General features: G+C 58.9%; 9 protein-coding genes. 4 read left to right on the forward strand and 5 right to left on the reverse strand.

The genetic code is table 11. The features are described 5' to 3' along the window. Positions 1 to 73 precede the first annotated feature (73 nt). On the reverse strand, positions 74 to 1,690 hold the full coding sequence (locus ACRX4W_RS03010) for an alpha-glucoside-specific PTS transporter subunit IIBC (RefSeq protein ID WP_432299090.1): 1,617 nt from the start codon (positions 1,688 to 1,690) through the stop codon (positions 74 to 76). Positions 1,691 to 2,023: 333 nt separating this feature from the next. Between ACRX4W_RS03010 and ACRX4W_RS03015 the strand changes: the two genes are divergently transcribed. Both ACRX4W_RS03015 and ACRX4W_RS03020 read left to right on the forward strand, forming a co-directional pair. After that, positions 2,024 to 3,049 (forward strand): zinc-dependent alcohol dehydrogenase family protein, encoded by a 1,026-nt coding sequence (locus ACRX4W_RS03015; RefSeq protein WP_432299092.1) that lies wholly within the window; start codon positions 2,024 to 2,026, stop codon positions 3,047 to 3,049. A gap of 65 nt (positions 3,050 to 3,114) precedes the next feature. Further along, positions 3,115 to 3,870 (forward strand): GntR family transcriptional regulator, encoded by a 756-nt coding sequence (locus tag ACRX4W_RS03020; protein ID WP_432299094.1) that lies wholly within the window; start codon positions 3,115 to 3,117, stop codon positions 3,868 to 3,870. Between the two features lie 131 nt (positions 3,871 to 4,001). Here the strand turns inward: ACRX4W_RS03020 and ACRX4W_RS03025 are convergent, their stop codons facing one another. The 4 genes from ACRX4W_RS03025 to ACRX4W_RS03040 form a co-directional block, all read right to left on the reverse strand. Continuing rightward, positions 4,002 to 5,255 (reverse strand): 4Fe-4S binding protein, encoded by a 1,254-nt coding sequence (locus ACRX4W_RS03025; RefSeq protein ID WP_432299096.1) that lies wholly within the window; start codon positions 5,253 to 5,255, stop codon positions 4,002 to 4,004. Positions 5,256 to 5,406: 151 nt separating this feature from the next. Next, the gene (locus tag ACRX4W_RS03030; protein ID WP_432299098.1) at positions 5,407 to 6,474 is read right to left on the reverse strand and encodes a glycerol dehydrogenase; all 1,068 of its coding nucleotides are present in this window, start codon (positions 6,472 to 6,474) and stop codon (positions 5,407 to 5,409) included. A 144-nt stretch (positions 6,475 to 6,618) separates the two neighbouring features. After that, the gene (locus ACRX4W_RS03035; RefSeq protein WP_432299100.1) at positions 6,619 to 7,719 is read right to left on the reverse strand and encodes a glycerol dehydrogenase; all 1,101 of its coding nucleotides are present in this window, start codon (positions 7,717 to 7,719) and stop codon (positions 6,619 to 6,621) included. A gap of 78 nt (positions 7,720 to 7,797) precedes the next feature. Then, positions 7,798 to 9,021, reverse strand: coding sequence for an iron-containing alcohol dehydrogenase (locus ACRX4W_RS03040; protein ID WP_055251037.1), 1,224 nt, complete (start codon positions 9,019 to 9,021; stop codon positions 7,798 to 7,800). A 500-nt stretch (positions 9,022 to 9,521) separates the two neighbouring features. Here ACRX4W_RS03040 and ACRX4W_RS03045 point away from each other — a divergent pair, with 500 nt between their 5' ends. Then, positions 9,522 to 10,598 (forward strand): tetratricopeptide repeat protein, encoded by a 1,077-nt coding sequence (locus tag ACRX4W_RS03045; protein WP_117645898.1) that lies wholly within the window; start codon positions 9,522 to 9,524, stop codon positions 10,596 to 10,598. Further along, positions 10,598 to 11,641 carry a hypothetical protein gene (locus ACRX4W_RS03050; RefSeq protein WP_432299102.1) on the forward strand — a complete coding sequence of 348 codons (1,044 nt, stop codon included), beginning with the start codon at positions 10,598 to 10,600 and terminating at the stop codon, positions 11,639 to 11,641. The genes ACRX4W_RS03045 and ACRX4W_RS03050 overlap by 1 nt, the downstream gene beginning before the upstream one ends. The last annotated feature ends 19 nt before the right edge of the window (positions 11,642 to 11,660 follow it).

Here is an 11,660-nt window from a genome sequence, read left to right on the forward strand (position 1 = left end):
GGGTTTTATCTCTAGAATCGGCCTTGCGGTGCATACCGGCTCTGCAAGGCCGATTGTTTCGATGGACGATGGTTTACAGAAGACTCTCGAATTTCTCGCGAACCTGCGGGACAGCAAGGCCGATGATGACCTGGATTGACTGGCCTTGGACCACCAAGCCATGCGTACCGATCGCCTTGAAGGAAGCCTCGGGTGCAACGGCGCCCTTATCCTTGACGTTAACGCGCAGACGGGTGGCGCAGTTAGTTACATCGATGATGTTATCCGTGCCACCGAGTAGATCGAGGATGTTCTCGGCAAGCACCAAGCGCTCATCATCTTTACTCTGGGCGACCGATTTGCTAGCAGCAGCACCGCCCTGCTTTTGCTTGTAGTCGGCCTTGGACTTGAGCTCGACCTCAACATCATCATCCTCGCGACCGGGGGTCTTAAAGTCGAACTTGACGATCAGGAAACGGAAGACCACGACCCAAAGAGCAGTAAAGCACAGACCGACAAGGATGGAGATGGCGTACTGCAGACCGTGTGCGGCCCAAAGGGGCAGCCAGTCCCACGAGAGCATCGAGATGATGCCGCCGTCGAAGATGCCCACGACACCAAGGAGGTTTTGAGCCATGCAGCCGAGCGCTCCGAGCACGCAGTGGACGACGAACAGGCCGGGCGCGATGAACAGGAAGGTGAAGTCAAGCGGCTCGGTGATACCGCAAAGCATAGCGGTAAGGGTGACCGGGATCAGCAGAGCCTTGACGCGCTGCTTGCGCTCGGGTTTGGCGGTCATATAAAACGCAATGGCGACGCCAAGCGAGCCGAAGACCTTAGTCCAACCAGGGCAGGTATAGGCAGCCCAGGGTGCGGCATCCTTAAGAGCAATGCTCGGATCGGCAGCCAGTTGGGGCAGGATGTTGGCCCAAGCAGCAAAGATGCCGCCGTTGACCGCCGCGTTGTCGTAATAGAACGGCGTATAGATAAAGTGGTGCAGGCCTGTAGGGATCAGCACGCGCTCGAAGAAAGCAAAGACACCCACGCCAAACGTACCGGCGGAAAGGATGAATCCCTGGAAGGCGGAGATAGCAGCCTGAACATGCGGCCACACCAGGCAGGCGATAAGAGCGACCGGAACCATAACGAAGAAACCGATCATATAGATGAACACGGAGCCCGAGAACACGCCCAGCCACTCAGGAAGTTCGGTGTCGAAGTACTTGTTGTGAAGCATCGTGGCGATACCTGAAATGATAAGCGCGCCCATGATGCCCATATCAAGCGTTTTGATGCTTGCGATAGTGGCAAGACCAGTACCGCTGCCCGCCTCGACAGAGTAGTCGACCCCAAAGACAGGGCCCCACTGCCCCAAGATTGTGCTTACAAAGTAGTTGAAGGTAAGGTAGATGGCCAAAGCCTCCATGCAGCAGCGAGCGTTCTGCTTGTTCGCGAGCGAGATTGGCAACGCTACGCAAAACAGCAACGGCATCTGGTTAAAGAGCGTCCAACCACCCTGGAGCAGCACATTCCAGCAATCAAACCAAAGATGACCCGCTGTGGCCATCTCGCCAAAGATCGCCTCGGTGGTAAACAACGTACCCAGGCCGACGACGATTCCGGAAAATGCGAAAAGAATTGCAGGCGTGTACATTGCACCGCCGAAACGTTGTATCTTTTGCATCATGACGGGGAATCCCCCTCTCTTCATTCGGAGCGGCTGCGGTTTTGGCTTCACTCGAGACCGCAGACGCGCCGTTTGCGTGTACCTCGTGCAATAGGACGGGTGGGCCCGCTTCCCTGACTTCTTGCGCTTCCATTTTTATCATATCACTTATCTAGACAAGTTAATACGGTTTCCATGTTCGGTCAGCGGTCGATAATTGACGGTGAACGGTTTATTTCAAAGGTTTTGCCTGTTATTGCCTGTTTGTCTAAAACTTCTTAAACAAAATATTTATCAACTTGTCTAGATAGGCTTGTATAAGGATGTTTGCATACCTATACTTCATTACAACATTCACCGCCACGTTAAGGAGTCACCATGAAAAGCGCGGTCTTCTATGGAAAGCACGATCTCAGGGTCGAGGATTCGACAAAACCGGCCGTGGGCAAGCGTGACGTTCTGATCAACGTCAAAGCTTGCGGCGTCTGCGGCACCGACGTGCATATCTATGAAGGCGACAAGGGCGCAGCCGACGTTACCCCGCCCACAATCCTTGGTCATGAGTTCGCTGGCGTTATCGAGGCCGTGGGCTGCGATGTCACCGGCTTTAAGCCGGGCGATCGCGTGTGCATCGACCCAAACCATCCCTGCGGCTGCTGCGAACCCTGCCGTGACGGAATCAACCACTACTGCGAGCATATGACCGGCTACGGCACCACCGTTAACGGCGGCTTTGCGGAGTACTGCTCCGTCGATATGCAGCAAGTCTACAAACTGGGGGATCACACCAGCTTTGAGCAGGGCGCCATGACCGAGCCCGTGGCGTGCTGCCTGCACGGCATCGATATGTGCAACATCAAGCCCGGCAGCACGGTTGTCGTTATCGGCGGTGGCATGATCGGCCTGCTCATGATGCAGCTTGCCAAAAACGCTGGTGCTACCAAAGTCGTTTTGCTCGAGCCCGTCGAGGGCAAACGCGAGGTTGCGCTCAAACTCGGCGCTGATCTGGCAATTGATTCCATCCATGAGGACGTCCCAGCCCGCCTGAAGCAGGAGGGCGTCGGCAACGTCGACGTTGTAATCGAATGTGTCGGTAAGCCCGTCACCATTGAGCAGGCCATTAGAATCGCCGGCCATAAGGCCACGGTTATGATGTTCGGACTTACCAAGCCCGATGAGACGATCACCGTCAAGCCCTTCGAGGTCTTCCAGAAGGAGCTTGTGCTCGCCTCGTCCTTCATCAACCCTTATACGCAGCGTCGCGCACTCGAGCTCATCGACTCGGGCAGAATCGACGTTTCTTCGATGGTCGCCAAGGTGGCTTCCCTCGACGAACTCGGCGCCATCCTGTCAGACCCGGCCCTGCGTGCCATGGGCAAATATATAATCGATCCCAGCAAGTAAATCGATTGACACCTGCGCGGACGGCCCTCATCCGCCGTTCACGCACCCAACTCTAGGAGACCGTCATGGCGCGAGCCATCTTCCAAACTATTTATGACAACGTGAAGCAGTCGATTGACGACGGCACATACGCCTATCAGAGTTATCTGCCTTCGGAGACTGAGCTCACGCAGCTGTTTGACTGTTCGCGCATGACGGTCCGTCGCGCCATCTCGATGCTTGCGGCAGATGGTTACGTGCTCCCCCAGCAAGGCAAAGGCATGCGCGTCATTCGCAACATCAGTGACGAGAAGAGTCGTGGCGGCGGCGGACTCGAGACCTTTAAGGAAATCGCGACCAGCCGAGGCTTTGAGCTCAAGACTGTCACCACCGTCTTTGAGCTCCTCGTCTGTAGCAAGGCACTCTCCAGGATTACCGGGTTTCCCGAAGGCTGCGAGCTTACGCGCGCCAAACGCATCCGTTATGCAGACGGACAAGCCGTGTGCTCCGACGACTCCTATTACCTAAGTTCACAAGTACCGGGGCTGACACCCGAGATTGTCAACGACTCGATCTATCGTTACCTCGAAGAAGATCTTGGCATTAAGATTGCCACGGGCAAACGCGATGTAACGATCGAGCATCCCACGCCCGAGGATACGCGCGTGCTCGATCTCGACGACTTTAACGCACTCGCCGTTATACGCGGGCAGACCTACAACGCCGACGGCATCCTTATGGAATACACCGAGACCAAACAGGTCCCCGGGTTCTTTTTGCTCCATGAAACCGTGACGCGCAACGGTACCGGTCGAACCGGCCACCAAAGCAGCATGAACTAACCATCTATTAGTTGCGGTGGAATAGCTCCTAGAATGGCCAGCTTAAGGGCAAAACAGGAACTATTCCACCGCAACTTTTTTGGCCGGTGGGGCAGTACCTGTCCCACCGGCCATCATTTACGCTCTTTTAGCTAGTCCGCGAGCTTCTCCACCTGATCGAGCATCTTGTCGAGCTTGGCCTTTGCTTCGGCCTTGACCTTCTCAGCTTCTTCGTGAGCCTTCGCCTTCTGGGCGGCCTTTTCCTCGGCTTCGGGATCGACGACGACCAGATTGGACGCGTCGTGCTCAACCAACTTGAGCGCATGCTCGGGGCACACCTTGACGCAGGCACCACAGCCCAAGCAATACGTGGATTCCAGTGCAAAGCGGCCGCTTCCCACCAGATCGCAGGCAAACGTGGGACAAACGTTGACGCACTCGCCACACGACGTGCACTTGTCAAAATCGCACTCCGGCGTGCTCACCTGCATGTTCTGGGCAAGCTCGGGATGGTTTTGCAGCGTCGAGAGCACCAGCTGCCGCCCGTGCGTGAGCGTACGGCGACGCTTGGTCGTCGTGGTGCCGCACATGGTGTTGAGCGTACGCTCCAACTGGGTAATCTGGTGGCGATGGGCTTTGAGCTTCTGCGTCACCGAGGCCAGCGCCGCCGTTGCCGGGTTGAGCTTGGTCACCGTCAGGCCCGTGGTGCGGGCGATCTTTTCCATGTACTCCTTGCGCTCGTACTCGCGGCGCTTATGGCATTTGAGGCTCTTGGGGTCGACCTCCAAGCCCATACCCGTGCCTGCCCACTCCTCGGCGGTAGCAATGGCCTCGCCCAGGATGTCCTCGCCACCGGTGTTGCGGCATTTATCGCACACGCCCAACGGCAGGTACACGTTCACGTTGGGATAGTCGGCCAGTACCGAAAACCAGGTCTCGGCCGTAATATCGCCCACACAGGCAACAACAACCTCGTTCTCGCGCGGCATGCGCTTAAGGGCGCGCGTGCAGGTGACGTAGGCGGTCTCGTGGCTCGTAGCCGCCGAGACAATGTCGTCGTAGACGTTTTTGGGCGCCAGGCGCGGCGAGATGATTGCCTCGGTCGGACAGGCAGCGGCGCACAGGCCGCACTTGCGACAGGAGTCGAGGATCTCGATGGCGTCTTCCTCGACCTCGATAGCGTTAACCGGGCACACGTCCATGCACGCGGTGCAGCCGCTCTTTTCGTTTTTGCAGGTCAGGCACGGAATGGTGTTGCCGCGCGGACGCTCCTTGTAGTCGGCAGGATTCCACTGCGGCGCCGACGGATCGAGTGCATCGGTCACACCGCCAAGCGGGTTTTTAAGAAAGTCGAAACCCTTGCTGATCTCGATAATGTCATCAAACAGATCGTGTTCCTGCGCCATGCGCGGCCCCTCCCTGAGCAGTGCAAACAAGCAAGAGATTATGATACGCCATCGGCCCACGCCTCGGGCAAATTACACGCGGAGCACCTTTGAGGCAAATAGACCATGGCCTATCGCCGTCTCGATTGCACAAGGTCAATCAAGCGCCAAACTATGCCTCGCACATGAGCTGCAGGAGCTTTTGTTTGGTCACCTTGGCCTGCTCGTTGGCCATGTTACGCTCGTTTCTAAAGACCGCATTTGCAACACCCTGCAGATCGGCATCGGAAATCTCGCCAAGACCCAGCTCCTCGAGCGTCGTCGGCAGACCAACGCGCTGGCAAAACTCGAGCACCTGATCAAGCTCGGGCGCACGCTCCAGGCGCAGCTGCACCACCAGACCAAATGCCACGGCCTCACCATGCATGGCCTTGCACTCGGGCAGAATCGTCAGGCCGTTGGCGATGGCATGGGCAAGCGCTAGGCCACCGCTCTCAAAGCCGACGCCCGAGAGCAGAATATTGCACTCGATCAGGCGCTCAACCGCCGGCGATACACGACCCTTTTTGAGATCGCGCTTGGCAGCGACGCCGCACTCCATGAGTGTGTCATAGCAGGCACGAGCCGCGACCAGGGCCAAGTGCCCCGGCGTTCCACCATGCTCGTTGGCGCCGTGCGCCGCGGCGCACGAACGCGCCTCGAAGTACGTTGCCAGCGCATCGCCCATACCAGCGACCGTCATACGCAGCGGGGCCGCCGCGACCACGTTGGTATCGACCACGACTAGGTCTGGATTCTTCTCGAGCATCAGATAGCGGTCGAACGACCCATCCTCGTGATACAGCACCGAAATCGCACTGCACGGACCGTCCATCGAAGCCGCCGTGGGGCATACACACAACGGCAGCTCGGCATAAAACGCTACTGCCTTGGCGATATCGAGCATTTTGCCGCCGCCAATACCCACCACCATGTCGCAATACTCAGCCTGGGCTTCCTTAGCCATTTCGACAACGGCCTCTTCCGTACACGGACCGTTGTAAATCTTAAAGAACGGCTCGCTTAGATCTTTGTCCAGAAATCCATCGACAATCTGTCTGCACAGTCGATCCTCGGTGCCCTGGTCAAACAAGACATAGGCAGCGCAGCCCAACCATGACAAATACCTACCCTGACGCGAAAGCTCGCCCGGCCCCTGAACATACCGGCCGGGGCCGCCATAAACCATGGGAAGCGTCATACGAGAATCCGCCCTTCATCAAACAACGATTGGTGCAAACTAACCTGCCCCCTGCACCAACTTGTGCATTGGGGACAGGTTGCTTTGCACCATAGCAAAAAGGGGCAAAGCCGTCTGTCGGCTTTGCCCCTCCTTAGATTTGTTTTACTCATCCATGAGGTAATAATGACCCAGCGCGTCGGCACCCAGGATGGCGTTTGCGACCATCTCGGGCGTCACCTCAAACGGCATGTTGCACATGGTGTCCTCGGGCGCGCACGCGGCCTCGGCAACAATCATGGCCTTCTCGCGCGTAACCTCGGCAACGCCAAGTTCCTTCATCGTGACCGGCAGGCCCAGCTCAATGCAGAAGCCCAAGACTTCCTCGAGCTTCTCGGTCGGGGCATCCTCGAGTACCAGCTGGACGATGGTGCCGAAGGCGACCTTCTCGCCGTGATACATGCCATGGCACTCGGGCAGCATCGTCAAACCGTTGTGGATGGCATGAGCAGCAGCAAGGCCTGAGCTCTCAAAGCCAATGCCCGAAAGCAGCGTGTTGGCCTCAATGATGTGCTCAACGGCAGGCGTAAGCGCGCCCTTCTCCAGCGCGACCTTGGCCTTGACGCCATCGGCCATAAGCGTCTCGTAGCAGAGCTTGGCGAGCGCCAGGCCGGCCATTCCGCCCTTGCCGCCAGCGCAAGTGCCGCCGTCGGCATCGTGCGTCGCCTGGGCCTCAAAGTAGGTTGCGAGCGCATCGCCCATTCCGGAAACCGTCAGGCGCACCGGGCTCGCCGCGATAACCGTCGTATCCATCAGGACAATGTTGGGGTTTGCCTTAAGGAAGAGGTACTTGTCGAACTGGCCGTCATCGGTATAGAGCACCGAAAGCGCCGAACACGGGGCATCAGTCGAAGCAATGGTGGGGCAAATGATAACCGGGGACTCCAGGTAATAGGCGACGGCCTTCGCGGTGTCGAGGATCTTGCCGCCACCGACGCCGACGATGATGTCGCAACCGTTGTCGCGAGCGAGCGCAACCAGGCGATCGACCTCGCCCTTGGAGCACTCGCCGTTAAAGTCCTCAAACAGCAGTTCGGCCTTAGCCTCGGCAAAACCGCCCTCGATCTTGGCGCCGACGCGCTTCTTGCCCGAAGGCGTCACGATGACGAGGGCCTTAGCGCCGAGCAGCTCGACATAGGAGCCGAGCTTGGCCAGCTCGTCCGGGCCCTGGATGTACTTGCTGGGGCTATTGAAAATTGCAGCCATAACTATCCCATTCTCTAAAAAAGAAAGGGGCTCCGTACAGATACGTGCGGAGCCCCTCGTTACGATAACAAGAGTCGATTAGAAATCGATGTCGGTGTCGTAGTAGCAGGCCTTGAGGATCTTCTCGAAGTCGGCAGCCTTGGTCTCACGCGGGTTCTCGGGCGTGCAGGCGTCCTGCTCGGCGTTCGCGGCGATCTCGGGGAGCTTCGCGAGGAACTCCTCCTCGGAGACCATCTGCGGGTTCTCGGCGTCGACCTTCACGCCGCCATTCGCGTAATCCTTGATGGACTGCGGAATGTTGAGCTGGTCGTTGAGGTCGCGAATCTTCTGGACGAGCGCAGCGATAAGCTCCTCGTTGGTCTCGCCGGGAAGGTGCAGGATCTCCTTGGCCACGTAAGCGTAACGCTCGGCAGCACGGGGATCCTTGGAGTTCCACTGGATGACCTTGCCCAGGTACATGGCGTTAGCGGCACCGTGGATGATGTGGCCGTTCTCAAAGGCTGCACCGGTCTTGTGAGCCATGGAGTGAACGATGCCGAGCAGGCCCGAGGAGAAGGCGATACCGGCGATGCACTGAGCCTCGTGCATGTGCTGACGGGCCTCATGGTCGCCAGCATAGGACTTGGGCAGCCACTCGACGATCTCGCGGATGCCGTGCAGGGCGTTGGCGTCGGTGAACATAGAGGCGAAGGTAGAAACGTAGGCCTCCATGCAGTGGGTCAGAGCATCCATGCCGGTGTGAGCGCACAGCTTGGCGGGCATGGTGTAGGTGAGCTCGGGGTCGACGATGGCGACATCAGGGGTGATGTTGAAGTCGGCAAGCGGGTACTTGATGCCCTTGGCGTAGTCGGTAATGACGGAGAACGCGGTGACCTCGGTAGCGGTACCGGAGGTAGAGGAGATGGCGCAGAAATGAGCCTTCTGACGCAGCTCGGGGAAGCTGAACGGCTGGATGATGTTATCGAAGGACTCCTCGGGATACTCGTAGAAGACCCACATGGCCTTAGCGGCATCGATGGGAGAGCCGCCGCCGATGGCGATAATCCAGTCGGGCTCGAACTCGCGCATGGCCTCGGCGCCCTTCATGACCGTCTCGATGGACGGGTCGGACTCGACGCCCTCGAACAGCTTGACCTCGAAACCGCCCTCTTTGAGGTCGGCCTCAACGTCCTGCAGGAACCCGCCACGGCGCATAGAGCTGCCGCCAGAAACGATGATGGCCTTCTTGCCCTTGAGGTTCTTCACCTCGTGGCGAGCGCCCTCACCAAAGTACAGATCGCGAGGATTGGTAAAACGTCCCATACTGTGCCTCCTAAACAAGCCCCTCTTAGACTTGCGTATATAACGGAGCACCCAATTGGCTCCGTTAGGACCGGTTTGCGCGTTGCCGGCGATGACAATGCGCGATGTCTAAACGTCTCAACGCTCAGACAAACACTATTTTACCGTTCTGGTTGGTCAGTTATTCACCTAAAGCCGCCAATGATGAAACGTTTTTTCTATCCCTGAAGACTCTTGTGCGGCATTCATACTCCCAAGCTGGGCAAACGTTTTATCAAGGTTGGCTACATATCCCGGGCGGGACGGTGCCCCTCCAAAATATGCACCGTTCGCCGCCAAAAATCGACCGTTTGCGGCACCGTGATACCACTCGGTCGTCCAAGGTGCCGACATTTGTGCGACATCCGTCTTCGTGGTGCAAAGGTGCAAGTCCAAGTGCGGCACCCCCGGTGTGCCACATGCGGGTAAACTAGAACCTTATATAGAGATATTTGAACCCTAACCGCAGCAAAGGAGGCCCAATGGCATTCGATCCCATTCAAGAGGATTGCCATCGCCTCGTTCTTGAGGCCTTGCGCCGCGACAATATCCCGCTCACCGACGGTGCCGCCGTAGAGCGTCTGATGGAACAATTCACCCGCAACCCTGCACCGCTCATCGTGCACGACCGCGACCGCGCCGGGCACCTCATTGCCAAGGTGGTCGAGGCTGTCGACTACCGCATCCCCTTTATCCCCGACGACGCCCAGGCAGAGCAAGAAGAAGCCGCAGCCGAGAACATGCTCCGCGAGGCAGCCGCGCTCGATCCGGCCAACTGGGATGCCCAGCGCATGCTGACGGCGCTCACCGCCGAATCCAACGAGGAATACGTACAGTACCTGGTGTCCAAGTGCGATGAAGTCGAGCATGACCTGGCGCTCAAGATCGCCTCGGCTCAGGACCCCTACGAGCGCGAGGCCGCTGGCGACCTCACGCGCCGCCCCTATCTGCGCTGGCTTGCCGCCTTGGCATCGCGCGCCCTCATTAGCGGCCGCTATCGCATGTCGCTCGAAGCCGCAAATCGCAGCTTGGACTTTGCGCCCAACGACCCCGCTGGTGTCCGCCACACCGCGATGCTCGCCATGGCAAAACTCGAATACCCCGCCGAGGAGCTCAAGCGCTTTCGCTCCGCTCACTCCGTGCCGTACCTCGCGAATACCCCGCTGCGCCGCCGCCCCAAAGATGCGGAGCGTGACTTGGACCCATGGACGCTCATCGCGCTGATGAGCGCTGCTTGGCGCGAGCTGGACTACGAGGGCGCCGAGCACTACTTGCGCATCCTTGCGCGCTCGTGTCCGCACGCAGCCGAGGCGCTCTACTTCCAAACCGAGTTTCCCGATGGCGTCTATGCCCGCGTCAACGTGGGTGCAGGCTCCACCGACGAGCTTGTCCTTGCGCTGTCCGAGGCGACGCCGGTACTGCAGGAGGGCCTGGGCGCCCCCGACAACGCCAGCTTTGCCGCCTGGATCGCCACCAACGACATCGTGCGTTCCCAGATCGACGAGCGCATCCTGCGCGCGGCCGAGCAGGGGCTTCCATTTAAGGGAGGGGACCTCTAATGGATCCGAGCGTCTACATCCCCGCCTACCTGGAGCGCACCTATCTGGCGTCGCACCCCGAGCTCACCGATGCAGCACGCGAGCTTGTCCATAACGACATTAGCGCGAATCCTCAAAAGTATGCGCAGGCCGAGCATGCCCAGGCACTGCTGTCCTATGCCGGCGTTCATCGCCACCTGCTCGACGAGCTCCATCGCATCGAGGACATGGGCAGCGACGAGGAGTTCGAGCAGACGCGCAATCGTCTGTTCGACGACATGCGCGATGAGCTGCTCAAGATTGTCCGCGTCGATGCACTGGCCGTCGACGCGCAGCTGCTCGCCATCATCCTGGCCGACACGCCCGTTGACGCCTGCCTGGGCGACCTGATGAAGCTCGAGGCGACCACGGCCGATTACCTTCAGCAAAGCGTGCCCGGGTTCGATATGGAGGCCCCACACTACTGGGCCAATAATGTTTTGGCCGACGGTGTCACCGCAGCAGACCTTACCGTGAGCGAGCCGGCTCTTATCGGATGGCTTCACACACTCGAGGCCATCTCGCAGCTGTGCATGGCGAGCGCCCGCTACCGCGCTGCTGCCAACTACGCCCGCCGCGTCCTTAAGGCAGAAGGCTATCCCACCCGAGCTGCCGGCACCGTGTTGCTCGCCCTCGCTCGCCTGGAAGACCAGGACGGCTTTTTTGCCCTGGCCCACCAGCTCGAGGAACAGGTGGGGGCAGACGCACTCGAAAACTCTCCTTGGTACCTGCTCGCCCGCACGATCTTGCTGTTCAAAACAAACAAGATGCGCCCGGCGACGCGCGCGCTGCGTGAGTTCGCTAACCGTTGCGAGGGTGGCGCGTTCTTCTTGCTGAATCCCATGTACCAGACGCCGTATCTTCCCTGCCGACCCGAGCCGCGCGACCCCTGGGACCTCTCGCACCAGGCGGTTTGGGAAGCCGACGGCATTATCTCGGACACCCCAGACTTTGCCCCCTGGGCCAACGCCTGCGAAGATGTATCGCAGCTTGCCCAGGAATTTGCGCGCCGCTACGGCTTTTAGCGACGCGATCGCCCCGACC

Origin of the sequence: Collinsella aerofaciens, assembly GCF_964283865.1 — a bacterium.
GTDB lineage: Bacteria > Actinomycetota > Coriobacteriia > Coriobacteriales > Coriobacteriaceae > Collinsella.